Origin of the sequence: Yoonia sp. (genome assembly GCF_036770585.1) — a bacterium.
Taxonomy (GTDB): domain Bacteria; phylum Pseudomonadota; class Alphaproteobacteria; order Rhodobacterales; family Rhodobacteraceae; genus Yoonia.
The window spans coordinates 1-17,015 of the sequence record NZ_DAIPIW010000056.1; the positions used below are offsets into that span (position 1 = coordinate 1).

Annotated in this window: 17 protein-coding genes; 3 read left to right on the forward strand and 14 right to left on the reverse strand. The window is 62.6% G+C overall.

Annotated elements, in window-relative coordinates; genetic code table 11:
- Nucleotides 1–48: 48 nt before the first annotated feature.
- The 8 genes from pnp to V7N12_RS10390 all read right to left on the reverse strand — a co-directional run bounded on the left by pnp (nucleotide 49) and on the right by V7N12_RS10390 (nucleotide 9,199).
- Nucleotides 49–2,181 carry a polyribonucleotide nucleotidyltransferase gene (pnp, locus tag V7N12_RS10355; RefSeq protein WP_333714450.1) on the reverse strand — a complete coding sequence of 711 codons (2,133 nt, stop codon included), beginning with the start codon at nucleotides 2,179–2,181 and terminating at the stop codon, nucleotides 49–51.
- Nucleotides 2,182–2,344: 163 nt separating this feature from the next.
- Nucleotides 2,345–3,685: a serine hydrolase domain-containing protein gene (locus V7N12_RS10360; protein WP_333714451.1), complete on the reverse strand. Its 1,341-nt coding sequence runs from the start codon at nucleotides 3,683–3,685 to the stop codon at nucleotides 2,345–2,347.
- 161 nt (nucleotides 3,686–3,846) lie between these two features.
- Nucleotides 3,847–4,116: a 30S ribosomal protein S15 gene (rpsO, locus tag V7N12_RS10365; RefSeq protein WP_333714452.1), complete on the reverse strand. Its 270-nt coding sequence runs from the start codon at nucleotides 4,114–4,116 to the stop codon at nucleotides 3,847–3,849.
- A gap of 138 nt (nucleotides 4,117–4,254) precedes the next feature.
- On the reverse strand, nucleotides 4,255–5,094 hold the full coding sequence (locus V7N12_RS10370; RefSeq protein ID WP_333714453.1) for a calcium-binding protein: 840 nt from the start codon (nucleotides 5,092–5,094) through the stop codon (nucleotides 4,255–4,257).
- 93 nt (nucleotides 5,095–5,187) lie between these two features.
- Nucleotides 5,188–5,694, reverse strand: a complete 507-nt coding sequence (locus tag V7N12_RS10375) for a DUF1643 domain-containing protein (RefSeq protein WP_333714454.1) — start codon at nucleotides 5,692–5,694, stop codon at nucleotides 5,188–5,190.
- On the reverse strand, nucleotides 5,691–6,605 hold the full coding sequence (truB, locus tag V7N12_RS10380; RefSeq protein ID WP_333714456.1) for a tRNA pseudouridine(55) synthase TruB: 915 nt from the start codon (nucleotides 6,603–6,605) through the stop codon (nucleotides 5,691–5,693). Before truB ends, V7N12_RS10375 begins: the two co-directional genes overlap by 4 nt.
- 69 nt (nucleotides 6,606–6,674) lie before the next feature.
- Nucleotides 6,675–8,711, reverse strand: a complete 2,037-nt coding sequence (gene recQ, locus V7N12_RS10385) for a DNA helicase RecQ (RefSeq protein WP_333714457.1) — start codon at nucleotides 8,709–8,711, stop codon at nucleotides 6,675–6,677.
- Between the two features lie 155 nt (nucleotides 8,712–8,866).
- On the reverse strand, nucleotides 8,867–9,199 hold the full coding sequence (locus V7N12_RS10390; protein ID WP_333714459.1) for a hypothetical protein: 333 nt from the start codon (nucleotides 9,197–9,199) through the stop codon (nucleotides 8,867–8,869).
- Nucleotides 9,200–9,659: 460 nt separating this feature from the next.
- Between V7N12_RS10390 and V7N12_RS10395 the strand changes: the two genes are divergently transcribed.
- Entirely contained in the window at nucleotides 9,660–10,304 is a 645-nt protein-coding gene (locus tag V7N12_RS10395) for a histidine phosphatase family protein (RefSeq protein WP_333714461.1), read from the forward strand.
- 86 nt (nucleotides 10,305–10,390) lie between these two features.
- Nucleotides 10,391–11,311, forward strand: a complete 921-nt coding sequence (locus tag V7N12_RS10400; RefSeq protein ID WP_333714462.1) for a glutathione S-transferase family protein — start codon at nucleotides 10,391–10,393, stop codon at nucleotides 11,309–11,311.
- Here V7N12_RS10400 and V7N12_RS10405 read toward each other — a convergent pair.
- From V7N12_RS10405 to V7N12_RS10430, 6 genes are all read right to left on the reverse strand, one after another.
- The gene (locus V7N12_RS10405; RefSeq protein WP_333714464.1) at nucleotides 11,296–11,622 is read right to left on the reverse strand and encodes a DUF3775 domain-containing protein; all 327 of its coding nucleotides are present in this window, start codon (nucleotides 11,620–11,622) and stop codon (nucleotides 11,296–11,298) included. The genes V7N12_RS10400 and V7N12_RS10405 overlap by 16 nt on opposite strands.
- A 64-nt stretch (nucleotides 11,623–11,686) precedes the next feature.
- Nucleotides 11,687–12,424, reverse strand: a complete 738-nt coding sequence (locus V7N12_RS10410) for an SDR family NAD(P)-dependent oxidoreductase (protein WP_333714466.1) — start codon at nucleotides 12,422–12,424, stop codon at nucleotides 11,687–11,689.
- Between the two features lies 1 nt (nucleotide 12,425).
- Nucleotides 12,426–12,998 (reverse strand): DUF3833 family protein, encoded by a 573-nt coding sequence (locus tag V7N12_RS10415; RefSeq protein ID WP_333714467.1) that lies wholly within the window; start codon nucleotides 12,996–12,998, stop codon nucleotides 12,426–12,428.
- Nucleotides 12,999–13,001: 3 nt separating this feature from the next.
- Nucleotides 13,002–14,228, reverse strand: coding sequence for an MFS transporter (locus V7N12_RS10420; RefSeq protein WP_333714468.1), 1,227 nt, complete (start codon nucleotides 14,226–14,228; stop codon nucleotides 13,002–13,004).
- On the reverse strand, nucleotides 14,225–14,983 hold the full coding sequence (locus V7N12_RS10425) for a DUF1365 domain-containing protein (protein WP_333714469.1): 759 nt from the start codon (nucleotides 14,981–14,983) through the stop codon (nucleotides 14,225–14,227). Before V7N12_RS10425 ends, V7N12_RS10420 begins: the two co-directional genes overlap by 4 nt.
- Nucleotides 14,980–16,278, reverse strand: coding sequence for an NAD(P)/FAD-dependent oxidoreductase (locus V7N12_RS10430; protein WP_333714470.1), 1,299 nt, complete (start codon nucleotides 16,276–16,278; stop codon nucleotides 14,980–14,982). The genes V7N12_RS10425 and V7N12_RS10430 overlap by 4 nt, the downstream gene beginning before the upstream one ends.
- A 255-nt stretch (nucleotides 16,279–16,533) precedes the next feature.
- On the opposite strand from V7N12_RS10430, the gene V7N12_RS10435 reads away from it, so the two are divergent.
- Nucleotides 16,534–17,015: sigma-70 family RNA polymerase sigma factor (locus V7N12_RS10435; protein ID WP_333714471.1), on the forward strand; the 482-nt coding region annotated here is incomplete at its 3' end.

Below are 17,015 nucleotides of genomic sequence, written 5' to 3' on the forward strand. Positions count from 1 at the left end.
GCCCGCCAGCATCGCTGACGGGCCCTCTGGTTTCGGTCAGAAGGGGTCTTATTCGACCTCTTCCTCTTTCTTCAGTTCTTCGCCGGTTTCCTGATTGACCATCTTCATGGCCAACCGGACCTTGCCGCGATCATCGAAGCCCAAAAGCTTGACCCAGACTTCCTGACCTTCCTTCAGCACATCGGAAGGATGGTTCAGGCGGCGGTTTTCGATCTGGGAGACATGCACCAGACCGTCGCGCTTGCCGAAGAAGTTCACGAAGGCGCCGAAGTCCACGACCTTGACGACCGTGCCCTTGTAGATCTGCCCTTCTTCCGGCTCGGCCACGATCGAATAGATCATGTCGTAGGCACGTTTGATCGCCTCGGCATCGTTGGATGCCAGCTTGATCACGCCATCGTCGTTGATGTCGACCTTGGCGCCGGATGTTTCCACGATCTCGCGGATGACCTTGCCGCCCGAGCCGATCACTTCGCGGATCTTGTCGGCCGGAATGGTCATCGTTTCGATCTTGGGCGCATGGACGCTGAACTCGTTTGCGCCGGTCAGGGCCTTGCTCATCTCGTTGAGGATGTGCAGACGTCCGGCTTTCGCCTGTTCCAACGCCTTTTTCATGATCTCGGGCGTGATGCCTGCGATCTTGATATCCATCTGCAGCGAGGTGATCCCCTTTTCGGTGCCCGCAACCTTGAAGTCCATGTCGCCGAGGTGATCTTCGTCACCAAGGATGTCGGACAGAACGGCGTAGGAGCCGTCGTCTTCCATCACCAGACCCATCGCCACACCGGCAACCGGTGCTTTCAGCGGCACACCGGCGTCCATCATCGACAAAGAGCCGCCGCAGACGGATGCCATCGAGGATGACCCGTTGGATTCCGTGATCTCGGAAACGACCCGGATCGTGTAGGGGAAGTCGGTCGGCGCTGGCAGAACCGCCTGAAGCGCACGCCAGGCCAGTTTGCCGTGACCGATTTCGCGCCGACCCGGAGGGCCGACACGGCCCGCCTCGCCCACCGAATAGGGGGGGAAGTTGTAGTGCAGCATGAAGTTGGCTTTGTACATGCCGGTCAGCGCATCGACCATCTGTTCGTCGTCGCCGGTGCCAAGGGTGGTCACGACCAGACCTTGGGTCTCGCCACGGGTGAACAGGGCGGACCCATGCGTGCGCGGCAGGATGCCCGTTTCCGAGACGATCGGGCGGATTTCGTCCAAGGCGCGACCGTCGATGCGGCGGCCATGCTTGACCACGTCACCGCGCAGCACAGCCGATTCCAGCTTTTTCAGGGCAGGCCCGAGGTTCGCATCTTCCTGCTGTTCCTCGGTCAGGCTTTCGATGATCTCGGCCTTCACGGAGGCCACGGCGGTGGTGCGTTCCTGCTTGTCCGTGATCGCATAAGCGGCGCGCATCTTGTCCTCGCCAGCGGCTTTCACAGCCGCGTAGAGGTCCGAATAGTCGGGCGCGTCGAATTGGAACGGCTCTTTCGCGGCATCTTCGGCCAGATCGATGATCAGGTCGATGACCGGCTGGATTTGTGCGTGCGCGAAGGTCACGGCACCCAGCATTTCGTCCTCGGACAGCTCGTAAGCTTCCGATTCCACCATCATCACGGCGTCCTTGGTGCCTGCGACCACAAGGTCCAGACGCTGATCGGGGTTCATGCGCAGGTTGTGCATGTCGTCGATTTCAGGGTTCAGGATGTATTCGCCATCCTCGAAACCGACGCGGCAAGCTGCGATCGGGCCCATGAACGGCGCGCCCGAGATCGTCAGCGCAGCAGAGGCTGCGATCATCGCGACCATATCGGGATCGTTGACCATGTCGTGGCTCAGCACGGTGCACATCACCAGAACTTCGTTCTTGAAGCCCGGGGCGAACAGCGGACGGATCGGACGGTCGATCAGGCGGGCGGTCAGCGTCTCTTTTTCGGTCGGACGCGCCTCGCGCTTGAAAAAGCCGCCGGGCACTTTGCCTGCGGCATAGTATTTTTCCTGATAATGGACGGTCAGCGGAAAGAAGTCCTGACCCGGCTTTTGCGATTTGGCGAATGTCACGTTGGCCATGACAGAGGTTTCGCCCAAGGTTGCGATGACAGAGCCATCGGCCTGACGGGCGACCTTGCCCGTTTCCAGTGTCAGCGTTTCCTCGCCCCACTGGATTGATTTTTTCACTTCGTTGAACATTGTGTTTTCCTAGTTGGCCCATATGGCCTTTTACGTAGGGGGCGTATTCCCCCTCATCCCGGTATCTTGTTAAGGCGCTGGGATGCGGGCGCCGCTTCTTCCAAGATGGGCGGGCCATAACGCAGATCATGCGGTTTGGGAAGGGATAGTTGCGGGGGTGCGCCTATGCGCCATCCCCCAAAGCGGCCACAAGCGCCCGCGCCAGCGGAAGCGGCGAATAGCCCAGCCGCGAGGGTGTCAGCCCAAGCCGCACCAGAACCAGATCGCGGGAGGGAAAGACGCCGACCCACTGCCCGTCATGGCCCCGCAGCCAGACCGCATCCTCGAAAGGCGGCTGGCCGCTTGCCGCTTCACGCCAAAGATGTCCGCGCGCATAGGCCCCGTTCGCGCTTTCGACCGGCTCGACCATCCAGTCTGTGAACCCTTCCGGCAGGATTTGCGCGCCGTTCCACGTGCCGCCCTGCAACAGGAACTGCCCGAAACGCGCCCAATCGCGGGCGGTTGCATACATATAGCTGGACCCCACGAAGGTATCCGCCGCATCGGCTTCCAGAACGGCCGAGGTCATGCCGAGCGGCCCGAAGATCGCCGCGCGGGGATAGGTCAGCGCGGTCTGCCCCACCCGATCCTGCCAGACCCGCGACAAGATCGTCGACGTGCCGGACGAGTAGGTGAAAGCCGTCCCGATGGCCGCATCAAGCGGTTTGCCGGACGCAAAACCCGCCATGTCGTCGCTGAGATAAAGCATCCGTGTCACGTCCGAGACGTTTCCGTAACCCTCGTTCCATTCCAGCCCGCTGGACATCGCCAGCATGTCGCGCACCGTTATGCCCGCCCGAGCGTCCTGATCCCATGGCGCGAAAGATCCGGTCAGCGGATCATCGAGGCTCATCTCGCCGGCTTGGATCAGCGACCCGATGATCGCCGCCGTCACCGTCTTGGTCATCGACCAGCCAAGAAGCGGGGTGTCCGGGCTGAACCCTGCGGCATAGGTTTCGCCGATGATCTGCCCGTCCTTGACCACGACAATGGCGCGATACCCGTCCCCAAGCAGGGCAGGGTCCGAGAGGATCGCGGAAATCGCGGGGTCTTGTGACAGGCTGACATCATTGCCTTGTGGCCAAGATCCGTCAGGCGCAGCAAGGTCTGCTGTCACGGTCGCATCGCTCAGGTCGGTATCATGCAGGTTGGCGCAGCCCAGCCCCGCGCGATATTGCGCGGTCGCGTGGGCGGCAAAGCCGAAAAGACGGGCCGAGACGGATTGCGCCGCCTGATCGACGCTGACCGAGACATAGCCAAGCAGCGGATGCCCCGGGGCCTGCACATCGACCCTCAGCACCTCGTCCGCATCGCGGCTGGAAATGAAGACGCTGGAACAGACGACCTTGGCCGCATAGTTGGTGCCGACCCTCAGCAGGTCGGGCGGGGCGAACCGCAGGTAGCCCGCAAGGCCTGTGGCGATCAGGGCAATAGCGATGAAGGTGAATTTGACTGCCTTGGCCACTGCGCACTTCGGCCCGGGGGCCGCCTCTTGTTGCTCTTCCCTTGGGGAAACCTAATCTGCCGGATGATCATCGCGCCAGTGAGACGTCGCGTCCGGCAGCCCCCCGCAACAAAAAACGCCCACCGGATGGCGGGCGCTTTCGTGAAGTCCTGTGGCGGCGCTTAGCGGCGCAGACCCAGCTTTTCGATCAGGGCCTGATAGCGGGCTTCGTCCTTTGACTTGGTGTAGTCCAGAAGCTTGCGGCGCAGGGCAACCATTTTCAACAGACCACGGCGGCCGTGGTTGTCTTTCTTGTGCGTCTTGAAGTGTTCCGTCAGCGTCGCGATGCGGCTGGACAGGATGGCGACCTGCACTTCAGGCGAACCGGTGTCGCCTTCCTTGGTCGCGAATTCCTTCAGGATGCGGGCTTTTTCTTCAGCAGTAATCGACATCGGGGTCTCCTTATCGGTCAAGGGTTGATGGCGCGATCCGGGATGTCGTCCAGAAAGGCCCATGGAGGCTCCGGCAGGGGGATTCCCTGCGCGGATGCGTGCGTTTAGGGGGAATCGCTGCAAAAGAAAAGGGGTTTCTCAGGCGGCGATCAGCCTGATCTGCGCAAGGTCGAGCCTGTCGATGTTTTCGAAGGTCGCAACCAGCGACCCATCAGCAAAGAGGTCCAACCCACCATCGGACAGCGCTGTGCTCAGCGCCGGCGTCTGGCCGACATAGGTCAGCTCGATCACGTCCTCGGCCGGATCGTAGTCTTCGACGATCACACCGTTGTTTTCGATCAGGGCAAAGACGTCCGCGCCCGTTCCGCCATTCAGCACGTCGCCCTGATCCCCCATCAGGCGGTCGTCGCCCGCGCCGCCGTTCAGATAGTCGCGGTCCGTATCCCCGCGATCATAGAGAATATCGTTCCCCATCCCGCCGTGCAGCGTATCAGAGCCCGCGCCCCCGATCAGCACGTCATCGCCGAAGGACCCCAGCAGCCAGTCGTCCCCGTCGCCGCCGTGCAGATAGTCGTCTCCTTCTCCGCCGTTCAGCCGGTCATTCCCCGCGCCCCCGAACAGGATGTCGTTGCCGACGTGACCGTTCAGCACATCATCGCCGTCGCCCCCGATCAGCACATCGTCGCCGCGTCCGCCTTCCAGCCGGTCGTCGCCCGCGCCCGCGATCAGGTGATCGTCGCCATCCCCGCCATCCAGATGGTCGTTTCCTGCGCCGGTGATCACGGTGTCATCCCCATTGCCGGAGAAAATCACCGTGTCCTCGTCGCTGGGCGGCAGCATCGCATCCAGCGAAACGACGGGCAGGTCGGGCGCATCGGGTGCGTCATCGGCCGGCGTTGCGATGCCGCCGTCGTCGTCCGTGTCAATAAACATGAAAGCCGCAAGTGCAGCCCCGACCAAGCCGAGGATGGCAAGCATGGTGTCACCTCTAGAAATCCGAGTCGCCCCCGACCCGTCTGTGCCGGAATACCACGCAGCACCGGCCTCGTGGCGGCATTTCTTACCAAATGGTTAACGCCAGAGAACGGGCTGGACCCTGTAGCCGACATAGAGCGGGTGGCGCGGATGGCCGTCTTTCGTCAACCCAAGGACCAAGAGCGGGCGGTGCGTTTCGCGCAAAAGACGTGCCACAGCCGGACCGCGATCAAGGTGGGCGCCATGCGTCCCCCAAGCGGCGATGACGGCATCGGCCCAGCCAACAGCTTCAAGGATCTGCGCATCATTCTGGGGCCCCACCGGATCCGCCGCCTTGCGCATCTTCTGGGGGTCGGTCTCGCGCCATGCGAAGATATTGGTCACGCGAAACGCGCCAAAGCCCAAGGCCCGCGCGCGTCTTTCGCAACGCTCGACCGTGGGGTCGTTCTGCACCTCGGTCGCCTTCGAGGGGTTCAGCATGATGAACAGCACGCGCTTGCCGGTGGCGTCCCATGTGCGGGTCAGGGCATAGCGATACTGCGCGCAATCCGAATAGACCGCCACGGATGGCGCATCGTCCTTGATATGGCTGCGGGTGATCACGCTTCGTGATCGACGAAAACGCGCGTCGGATGCAGCGCGCCGCCCTTGTAGATACCGACCGCAATCGCCTGCCCCTGAAAAGAGGCCCAGACCTCTTCGCCGAACTCCACATCATGCGCGATGACCGAGGCCGGATTGCCGTTGCGCAACCGTGCCACGCTTTCGGCAAGACACCGCACCTCGGGCAGGTCGGACAGGCCGGTTTCAAGCGGCTGAACGAGGGCGTCGAGGTCCGGCGTGCGCGCCAATGCGTCGATCCGGTCCAACGAAATGCCATCGTCGGCGCGGAAGGGCCCCGACCAGATCCGGCGCAGCGATTTGACATGCGCCTTGCAACCCAAAGCCTCGCCCAGATCGCGGGCGATGGATCGCACGTAGCCGCCCTTGCCGCAGGTCATCTCGAGCACGACATGATCAGGATCGGGACGGTCGATCAGCAAAAGCGCCTCGACCCAGAGCGGGCGGGCGGCAAGGTCCATCTCTTCGCCGTCGCGGGCGCGTTTGTAGGCGCGTTCGCCATCGACCTTCACCGCCGAGAACTGCGGCGGCACCTGCATGATGTCGCCGACGAACTGGCCGAGGGCCGCCTTGATCGCATCGTCCGAAGGCCGCAGGTCCGAAGTTGCGATCACCTCGCCCTCGGCATCGTCGGTAGTGGTGGCCTGCCCCAGACGGACGGTGAACTGATAGGCTTTCAGCGCGTCGGTGATGAAGGGGACGGTCTTCGTCGCCTCACCCAAGGCCACGGCCAGAACCCCCGTTGCTTCGGGGTCAAGCGTGCCTGCGTGCCCCGCCTTCCTTGCGTCCAGCGCCCAGCGCACCTTGCCCACCACGGCGGTCGAGGTCACACCCGCAGGCTTGTCCACCACCAGCCATCCCGAAATATCGCGCCCTTTGCGTTTGCGTGCCATGACCGTGCCCTTCTTTGCGAGAAGTGGGTGCTACTGCGCCCTGCGCGGGCGGTCAACCGTGGGGCAGGGCTAACGTCCCTCAAGCACCTCCAAAAACGCTTCGCCAAAGCGTTCGGCATATTTGTCGCCGATCAGACGCGTCAGGTGGTCCATATCCGCCCCGCGCAGTTGCGCGACTTTGGCGAGCGTCGCGGCAGAGCAGCTCATCGGTTTGTCCGCGCCATGCGGCCCCCGCGCAAGTGCGGCCTGCGCAGCCATGAGACGGTCATAAACCTCGCCCTCGGTGCGGCCCGCCAGTTTGCGGCGCATCGGATGCACCTCGGCCACCTCGCCCGCGATGACCTGCAGAAAGGCGCGGCCGTAGTTTTCGAGTTTCTTGGCACCGACCCCACCGATCCGCGCCATGTCGTCGAGGGTCAGGGGGCGCTTTTCGGCCATCTCGATCAGGGTGCGGTCGTTGAAGATGATATAGGCGGGGACATTCGCCTGTTCTGCCAACGCGCGTCGCTTGGCCTTCAAGGCCGAAAGCAGCGGCGCGTCCTCGTCGCTGACCATCGCCCGCACGGTCCGGTCGCTGCCCTTCGCCGCCCTGATCGTATCGCGGCGCAAATCGATGCCAGCCTCGCCCCGCAGGATCGGGCGGGCCTTCTCGGTCATCCGCAGCGCGCCGTGCCTGTCGCGGTCGGGGCGCAGCAGGTCGTGGCCCATCATCTGGCGAAAGATCGTGGCCCACTGGCGCTTGTCATAATCCTTGCCGACCCCGAAGGTGGGCAGGCTGTCATGCCCGCGCGCGGTGATCTTGTCGGTGCGGTTGCCCAGCAGGATGTCGATCAGATGGCCCGCTCCGAACCATTCGTCCGTGCGCAACGCCGCAGACAGCGCCATGCGCACGGCGGTGGTGCCGTCGAAGACCTCGGCCGGCTTGTCGCAGAGATCGCAGTTGCCGCAAGGCGTGGCCGCCTCGTCGAAATAACCCAAGAGCGTCTGGCGGCGGCAGTGCAGCGCCTCGGCCAGTCCCAGAAGCGCGTTCAGCCGCCCGTGATCGGCGGCGCGGCGTTCCGGCGGGGCCAATCCTTCGTCGATCTGCTGGCGGCGAAAGCGGATGTCGTCGGGACCAAAGAGCGTTAGCGTCTCGGCGGGGGCCCCGTCGCGGCCTGCGCGCCCGATTTCCTGATAATAGGCCTCGATCGACTTGGGCAGATCGGCGTGGGCGACCCAGCGGATATCCGGCTTGTCGATCCCCATGCCGAAAGCGACCGTGGCGCAGACGATCAGCCCGTCGTCCTGTTGAAAGCGGCGTTCGACGATGCGGCGGTCCTCGGCCTCCATCCCGCCGTGATAGTGGCACGTGCTGTGACCGGCTTCGGCAAGGGCGCGGGCCAGCGTCTCGGTCTTGGCGCGGGTGCCGCAATAGACGATGCCCGACTGGCCCTTGCGGGCGGCGGCAAAGGCCAGGATCTGCTGGCGGGGGCTGTCCTTGACCGCGAAAGCAAGGTGGATATTGGGACGGTCGAAGCCGCGCAGGAACGTCGCCGGTTGCTGGCCATCGAACAGCTTCTGGACAATCTCGTCGCGCGTTTCGGCATCCGCCGTCGCGGTGAAGGCAGCCAGTGGCACATCCAGCGTCCGGCGCAGCTCGCCGATGCGCAGATAATCGGGGCGGAAGTCATGCCCCCACTGGCTGACGCAATGCGCCTCGTCCACGGCGATCAGACCGACGCCCGCGCGGCGCAGCATGTTGATGGTCCCGCCCGAGGCAAGGCGTTCAGGCGCCATGTAAAGCAGCTTGAGCGTGCCTGCCTCAAGCCCGGACCAGACCGCATCGGTTTCCTCTGGCGTGTTGCCGGATGTCAAGGCCCCCGCCGGAACACCGGCTTCGGTCAACCCGCGCACCTGATCCCGCATCAGCGCGATCAGCGGCGAGATCACGACGGTCAGGCCGTCGCGCAACAGGGCCGGCAGTTGAAAGCACAGTGACTTGCCGCCACCCGTAGGCATGATCGCAAGCGTATTGTCGCCGCGCGTGACGGCGTCGACGATCTCTTCCTGACCGGGGCGGAAGCCGTCAAAGCCGAAAATATCACTCAGGAGTGTTGCACTGGACAAAGCGAGTTTGTGACCCTGTTCTGATCGTCTTGCTGCTCTTGGCGGTTACAATTTCACGGCAGGATATGCTGCACAAGTTGCAAGGGCGGTCACGGACAACAAAAAGGGCCGGTGCGGGATGCACCGGCCCTTTTGTCGCGCAGTCCGGACAAAAGTCAGTCGTTCACGTCGTAGCGATACTCGGCCACGACCTCACCGTCGACTTTCAAGAGCGCGATCACGTCCTGCCGTGGCGCGATGCCGACATTGACGCGGACGTCAGAGTTCGCACCGGCGTTGACCGATTGGGTGCCGAGCAGCGCACCCACTTCACCGCGACGGAAGTCATAGACTTCGACGATGCCGTCGGCTTCGGCGCGGACAAGCCCAAGTTCCAGCGTGGATTCAGCGTCGAGTGCGCCCTTGAAGCCGAAGTAGCTGTCAGCCGAAGCAGCCGTGCCGGTGGCGCCAAGTGCTGCGATGATCAGGGCGAATTTCTTGATGGACATGATGTGTTCCTTTCAGGTGTCGCGGTCGGGAGAACCGCTTGGTTTGCATCTTGTGCGGCGGGGGTGCCGCGTTTCGATGACACCAAGATTGGGCCAAACCTCCTGCCCGAAAAGTGCTGTCCCGATCACGATAATTCGGGCGGCCGTGATCGGCTAAGCCACTTGATTTGCGCGATTTTCCTCGACTGAGGTGTTTTGTGCACAATTGCACACAAATGGGCGCCTTTCAGTGCGCAGGCGGGCAGAAGGCAGGTCTGGCAGACGCACGGTGGTTCACGACACCTCACGCATTTCATCGCCGCGCAAATCTGTGATGAGGCGCTGTTTCAGTCTTCTCCGTTCGGCGTGAAGAGCGGACGCCGAATGTGACAGGCCACGCGGTGCCTCGCCGGTCGTCTTGTCCCCTCCGCATTGCCAATCGGGCCCCGATTCCCTAACCCTTCGCGGGAAGGAGACACGCATGGGCGAAATCATTCTGGTCCGGCATGGGCAGGCGAATTCCAGTGCCAAGGATGAGGCGGGCTATGACCGGCTTTCGGATTTGGGTCATCAGCAGGCCCAGTGGCTGGGCGACTACCTGCGCGATCGTGAAGGGCCGTTCGACAAGGTGATCTCGGGCAGTTTGCGGCGGCATCGGGAAACCACGGCAGGCCTTGGCTATCTTGATCAACAGGTCGATGCGCGCCTGAACGAAATGGATTACTTCAACCTTGGCCGCGCGCTTCAGGATGTGCACGGGGTTCCGTTTCCCGGGCCGGACAACTTTGCCTCTCACGTCACGCAGGTGATGGAGGCATGGCACAAGGCCGAGATCATGGGGGTCGAGACCTTCGCCTCTTTCGAAGAGCGTGTGACCTCGGTGCTGCAAGAGGCCGCGCAACCCGGTGTGCGGGTGCTCTGCGTGACCTCGGGCGGGGTGATCGGGATGATCATGCGGTATCTGCTGGATCTCGACCCGCGCCGGATGTCCCATGTTCTGTTGCCGATCATGAACACCTCGGTGCATCGGGTGCATGTGATCCCGCAAGGGCCGATCCTTGCCGGTTTCAACGCGATCCCGCATCTTGACGATCCCGCCCGCGCCCATGCGCGCACGCATTTCTAGACTGGGGGGGACGCCTTGCCGAGACAAACGCCCCGTCAGAATGTGCCGATCCCCAGCGCGGTCTGCTTCAAAAGGGGTCTTGCCTGATGGGATATATGGTCAACGGGGTCTATCATGTTGGCGATGACGTCACCGCAACCCTGCCGTCGGGCGAGTGGGAGCGTAGCCGCAGCACGGTCCGCAACTGGATCGGAGACACCGGGTTTCCCGCGGATGCAAGCCGCTATCACCTCTTTGTCGCCTGGAACTGCCCTTGGGCGCATCGGACACTGCTGACACGCGCGGTGATGGGGCTGGACGCGATCACGGTATCCTATGCCAAACCCAACCGTGACGATCAGGGTTGGGTCTTTGACGCGGCGGGCGAATTTTCGGACCCGCTGCTGGGTGTCCGTGCCTTGCACGAGGTCTATAGCGCCGACCCGATGGGCTATACCGGTCGGCTGACGGTGCCGGTGTTGTGGGACAAGGTGCAAGGCCGGATGGTCAGCAACGAATCCGCCGATATCGTGCGGATGCTTGGACAATCCTTCGACGGTCCGGACCTTTACCCCGTTGCGCTGCGGGGCGACATCGACGATTGGAACGCGCTGATCTACGACAGGGTGAACAACGGGGTCTACAAGGCGGGTTTCGCCGCAACCCAAGACGCCTATGAGACCGCCGCATGGGAGGTCTTCGCAACGCTTGACAGGATCGACGCGCATCTGGCGACACACGACTGGCTGGCCGGCGGCACCCTGACCGAGGCCGACCTGCGCCTGTTCCCGACGCTGGCACGCTTCGATGTGGCCTATCACTATGCCTTTCGCTGCAATCTGAAGAAACTGTCGGACTACGCGCACCTCTGGACCTACGCCAAACGGATATACCATCTGCCGCGTATCGCGCAGACGGTGCGGTTCGACATCTACAAACGCGGCTATTTCAGCGCGAGCGAAAAGCGCAATCCGCTGGGGATCATCCCGATCGGGCCGCTTGTCGACTGGGATCAGCCGGGCCGGTAAAGCCGATCTTCCTCAGCGGATGGATCCACCCCAAGTGCCTCGAGGCCTGCCTCGAGATGGTCGGCCAGATGCGGCGAGCCCAGCAGGTAGTCCGCTGTCGAGGTGGTCGCCTCGCGTTCGGCGGTGACAAGCGCCTCGGCCAGTTCGTCGGGGTCGAAACTGCCCCGCCCGATCCAGAAGACGGCGACCAGCCCGTATTGCTCGTCCTCGGTCAGCTGGTCCACGAAGCCGTAGAATTCGCCCTGCGCGCGGTCGAGCTCGCGGGCAAGGATGATGACCTCGGCGATCTTGTCGGCAGATATGGGTAGCATGGCTGCGTCCTCCTGCCCCCAGAGTGACGGCAGAAAGGGTCCGCGTGCCTTGATCTAGCGCAAGCTATTTGGCGCCGAACAGGCGGTAGTACATCCAGTCCGGCATGAATTGCGACAGGCGGAAGACCCACGAAAAGACCATCGGAAAGCTTTTCTTGAAACGGTCCGAGCTCATGTGGTCGAAGACCTCTTTCGCGGCATCCTCGGGTGACATGATGAAGGGCATGTTGAAGTCGTTCTTGTCGGTCAGCCGCGTCTTGATGAAACCGGGGTTGATCAGCTGCACCTCGATCGGGGTCCGGTGCAGATCGGCCTGCATCGATTCCGCCAGCGACATCATCCCCGCCTTGGACGAACAATAGCCGATGGCACCGGGCAGGCCACGGAACCCCGAAAGCGAGCCGACCAGCACGATATGGCCTTTGTTTTTGGCAACCATGTCCTTGATCACCGCACCCACGACACGCGACGCCCCGAGGAAATTGACCTCGCCCATCATGTCGGCTTTTTCGTTGTCCCAATCCTGCGCCTTCATCGGCCAGTAGACACCGGCCAGATAGACCACGCCGTCGATTTCGCCCACCTCTTTCGCCGCAGCCTCGACCGCGGCGCGATCGGCCACATCGAGGGTGACGTAGGACGCCTTGCCGGGCAGTTCGGCGACCAGGTCCTTCAACCGGTCCTCGGACCGTGCCGAGACGATCACCTCGGCCCCGACACGGCTCAGGGCAAAGGCGACCTCACGCCCCAGCCCCTCGCTCGCACCGACGAGCCAGTAGCGTTTTCCTTGCCAATCGCGCACGTTATTCTCCTGCGTAGGCCTTGTCCTTGGGGCGCATGGTCGCGACCAGTTCGGCCACCTTGATCCCGAACTTGCGGAACTGGCTGCGGTTCATGATCGACCCGTTGGCCATCAGATACATCCAGTCGGTCACATCCAGCGCATGGCCACCCGCCTCTTCGGTCAGTTTGATGCGGTAGTTCAGCAACACGGCCGAGCCTTCCTGCTTGCCCGCGCCGGCCCCGACCAGATCCGGCGCTTCGGCCTTGATCCGCCCGTCATTGCCCAGCGTCAGGGTCCAGACGCGATCCTGCACGGCACCGCTGTCATAGTGGAATTTCTCGGACATGGTGCCGACATTGCCGTTCCAGCTTGCCTCGAAGTCAGCGACAAAGCGTGACGTAACGCGCCCCGTTGGCCCGTAGATCACGCCCTCGCATTGGATCGGGCCATTGAACCGCTCGCGGATGTCGAAGATCGGGCCTTCGGCATAATCCTCGGATCGTTGCGCCCAGAATGAGACATAACGTTCCTTCAGAAGGACGGCGACCAGCGTCAGAACGGCACCAATCAGAATGTAGGTCACAAACGACATCGTTCAGTCCTCGATCTTGATGACAACCAGTAGCCCGATTGCCAAGATTTTCAAAAGCGACGGCACTAGCGCATAGAGCGCCGTGAGCATCGTGATGGCCTCGGGCGGCAGGTCGGTTGCGCCAGCCACGAACCCCGATCGTTCCAGAAGCGGCAGCAAAACCACCGCAGCAAACGCCAGCGTGAACTTGTTGACCAAGTTCCAAAGACCAAACCCCTGACCGCCATTCGGCGAAATCGCGGCCATGCGTTTCGCGAACATGGCCGGCAGCAATGTCAGGTCCGCACCGATCGTTGCTCCACTTATTACGCAGATGATCGCAAAGGGGATCACATCGCCGGGCGATAAAGTCAGCGTATAGCCGAAGGACGCGACCGCGAGGCACATCGCGACAATCAGAACCGGCTTGGGGTGAAAGCGCCGCGCAAGCGCCGACCAAAGGGGTGACGACAGGGCGGCGGCAAGGAAAAACAGGACCAGCAGCCCGCCCTCCCAGCCCGGTGCGCCCAGCTTGCTTTCGACGTAGAACAGGAACAGCGTCGATGACACGGCCAGCGGCGTGGCGTTGACCAAGGCAAGGATCAGCAGTTTGCGCGCGGTCGGATCGGCGACGATCGTGCCGATCGGTGTCGGGTCCTGATCCACGCGACCTTTCCACTCGGGCCACATGAACACGGCCGCGATCAGTGCCAGCGCGGCAAAGCCGAAGGCGAAGGCGGCGAAGGGGTCCGCCACCACGCCGATCAGGACGGTCGGGATCACGGCAGCGATGCAGACACCCAGCAGCGCCCCGCTTTCCCGCCATGCCGCTAGCCGCACATGGCCCTGCGGATCGTTGCCCGCCTTGCCGATGCCTTGCGCATAGAAGTTGATCGTCAGGAAACTGAAGGCGGAGAAAAGCCCCGTCACCGTGATCCCGAACCACCACAGCGGGTCAATCGGCGGCGCGACCGCGAAAAGCCCGATCATCGACAGCGCCATGATCCCGGCAACGCCGGTGATGACGATCTTCTTGCGCCCTGCCAGCCGCTCGCTGATCCAGCCCAGCACCGGGTCCTGGATCATGTCGAAAAGGCGCAGCCCGAACAACAACGCACCCAAGGCGGCCAGACTGACGCCGAAAGTGTCGGCATAGTATTTCGGCGCGTAGATATAGATCGGCAGCCCCGCCCCCGCGAGGACGGCTGCAAAGAGGGAATAGGCCGGCAATCGGTCGGTGAGCGCGCTCACCGGCTGACCTCTTGTGTGGGTGGGGTGGGTTGTGACCGGAAGGTGGCACCCTTCCACCACAGTTTCAGCGCCTGCCAGTGGATCAGGGCCAGGACGCGGCGCGACCCGAAAGGACGGCGCACTGCGGCGCGGATGATCGCGCCATTGGTGATCGGCTTTCGCTGCCCCGTCAGCGTGGCGATCAACCCGCCTTCGCCGCGCGAATAGTCGATCCAGATGCCGATACTGTCCGGCTGGATATCGAAACGGAAGGTATAGCCGCCCTCGATGGGCTGGAACGGCGAGACATGCATCAGCTTTTGGGCCGAGATGGTCTCGTCCTTGGTGATCGCCCGCCCGTCGTCATGGCGGCACAGATAGGAATGGCGGTCGCCGAATGTGTTCGTCACTTCGGCAATCACGGTGGTCAGGCGGTCCGCGCTGTCATGGCACAGCCAGAACGACACCGGATTGAACACATGCCCCAGCACACGCGGCTGGGCGAGAAGTTCGATCCGTGCGGCATCGGTGATCTGGTACTGCGCCAGCACGTCACGGACCCAAGCGGCGCCGACGCCCTGCTTGGGCGGGCCGCCATGGTCGCTGTCCTTCAGCGACATCAGGTTGCCCGTATTGCGCGAGAAAAGGGCAGGGGTCGCGACCGTCGCCTCTGCATCCATCAGCACGTAGTCGATCGAGTAACGGAAGGCGTTCTTCACCGCCCCCCGCCGCCCGTGGTAAGTCTCGGCCGCGATATGATGGACGGTATCGCTCACTCGGCTGCGACCTTGACACGGTCGACCGAGTTCAGCGCATGGACCACGTCCAGCGCGCTCGACAGGCCGTCCTCGTGGAAGCCGTTTTTCATCCACGCGCCGCAAAACCAGGTGTGGTTCGACCCGTTCATCGCCGCCGCCGCCTTTTGAGCGGCAATCGCCGCAAGATCGTAGACGGGGTGATGCAATGTCACCTCGTCCCAGATCAGCTCTTCGCGGATCGGGCGCTTGGTGTTCAGCGTGACCATGATATCCTCGCCCGTCAGCCAGGGCTGAAGCGAGTTCATCCAGTAGGTCAGGTTGATTTCGGTGTCGGTGCGGCCTGCATCTTCGGTATAGATCCACGACGACCAGACCTGCCGGCGCTTCGGCATGATCGAGGTGTCCGAATGCAGGACGATCCGGTTCGGCTGATAGCGCACGGCCCCCAGCACCGACCGCTCGACGCCGGTCGCATCGGACAGCATCGCAAGCGTCTGGTCGGAATGGGTGGCAAAGACCACCTCGTCGAACTGTTCCCAATCGCCGCCCTGCGCCTTGACCTCGGCACCGCTGCTGTTGCGGCGCACGGCGTCGATGGCGGCCCCGAGACGGATGTTCACGCCGCGCTGGATCATGTCCTCGCCCAGACGCGAGACATAGTTCTGCGAGCCGCCGTCAACCGTATACCACTGATGTTGCCCGGTGACCCCGAGAAGCGCGTGATTGTCGAAAAAACGCATCAGCGCATAGGCGGGAAAGTCGAGGATCTTTTCCTTCGGTGTAGACCAGATCGCCCCCGAGAAGGGCAGCAGATAGTGATCGCGGAAAAAGTCGCTGAGGTTCAGTTTCTTCAGCAGCTGCCCGATGGTCAGCGATTCATCCTTGCTGGCCTCTAGCCCCTTGGCGTTGAACCTCGCGATATCGGTCAGCATGCGCAGGAACCTGGCGTTCAACAGGTTGCGGCGCTGCGCGAAAAGCGCGTTGAGATCGTTCAGCGCATATTCGAACCGGCCACCGGCGAACGAGGCGCCGAAGCTCATGTTGCTTTTGGTGACCGGCACATCCAGTTGCTCGAAAAGCCGCGTCATGTTGGGGTAGTTGGCGTAGTTGAAGACGATAAAGCCCGTATCCACCGTCTGGTCCCGGTTGCGTCCGGCCATCTTGGTGCGGGCGTGCCCGCCCAGACGCTTCTCGGCTTCGAACAGGACAACCTGATGGTCCTTGGCCAGCGCATGTGCTGCCCCCATCCCCGAAATGCCTGCCCCAATTACCGCAATCTTTCTGGGCACGGCCGTCCCGGTCTCGAATGGCATATACGATGCTCCGCCTGTGTCGTTTTTCTTTACCTTTTCTATTACGCCACGACTACTTAGCTGGATCATAGCAAAATCATCGCAAAGGGTGATCCAGCGACCGGTATGATGCGTAAATATGTCATGTTCACCGAGGACACGACCCTTGCAAAACCGGATGCGTCGCCTTTTGTCGGCGCGTATGGTGGGATTCGGACGCCTGCGGCGCGACATGCAAGGACGAACAAAGTGACAGCCGAAACGGCAGCAAAGCGGATGGCCTGGGTCGCCCAGGTGACCGCGGTGAAGGACAAGAAGGACCGCGCGGCTTTTGCCGAATTGTTCGGTTACTTCGCGCCGCGCGTGAAGTCGTTCTTGATGAAGTCGGGGGCCAGCCCGGAACTGGCGGAAGAATGCACACAGGAGGTCATGGCGACCCTTTGGAACAAGGCCCATCTGTTCGATCCCGCGAAGGCGAGCGTGTCCACCTGGATCTTCACGATCGCACGAAACCGCAAGATCGACTTTCTGCGCAAGCAGCGCAGGCCTGAACCCGAAGACCTGCCATGGGGTCCCGAAGCCGAACCTGATCAGGTCGAGGTGATGGGGCTGCAACAAGAAACGGAACAGCTTGGCCGCGCCTTGGCGACATTGCCGGTCGAACAGAGGGAACTGATCGAAAGGGCCTATTTCGGGGACCTGAGCCATAGCGAAATCGCCGCCGAAACCGGCCTGCCGCTGGGCACGATCAAATCGAG

Excerpts from the sequence above, each read along its gene's own strand:
- V7N12_RS10430 (WP_333714470.1), bottom strand. The coding sequence starts at position 16,278 with ATGCCATTCGAGACCGGGACGGCCGTGCCCAGAAAGATTGCGGTAATT.
- truB (WP_333714456.1), bottom strand. The coding sequence starts at position 6,605 with ATGGCACGCAAACGCAAAGGGCGCGATATTTCGGGATGGCTGGTGGTG.
- V7N12_RS10390 (WP_333714459.1), bottom strand. The coding sequence starts at position 9,199 with ATGTCCATCAAGAAATTCGCCCTGATCATCGCAGCACTTGGCGCCACC.
- V7N12_RS10370 (WP_333714453.1), bottom strand. The coding sequence starts at position 5,094 with ATGCTTGCCATCCTCGGCTTGGTCGGGGCTGCACTTGCGGCTTTCATG.
- V7N12_RS10415 (WP_333714467.1), bottom strand. The coding sequence starts at position 12,998 with ATGTCGTTTGTGACCTACATTCTGATTGGTGCCGTTCTGACGCTGGTC.
- pnp (WP_333714450.1), bottom strand. The coding sequence starts at position 2,181 with ATGTTCAACGAAGTGAAAAAATCAATCCAGTGGGGCGAGGAAACGCTG.
- V7N12_RS10405 (WP_333714464.1), bottom strand. The coding sequence starts at position 11,622 with ATGCTACCCATATCTGCCGACAAGATCGCCGAGGTCATCATCCTTGCC.
- V7N12_RS10400 (WP_333714462.1), top strand. The coding sequence starts at position 10,391 with ATGGGATATATGGTCAACGGGGTCTATCATGTTGGCGATGACGTCACC.
- rpsO (WP_333714452.1), bottom strand. The coding sequence starts at position 4,116 with ATGTCGATTACTGCTGAAGAAAAAGCCCGCATCCTGAAGGAATTCGCG.
- V7N12_RS10395 (WP_333714461.1), top strand. The coding sequence starts at position 9,660 with ATGGGCGAAATCATTCTGGTCCGGCATGGGCAGGCGAATTCCAGTGCC.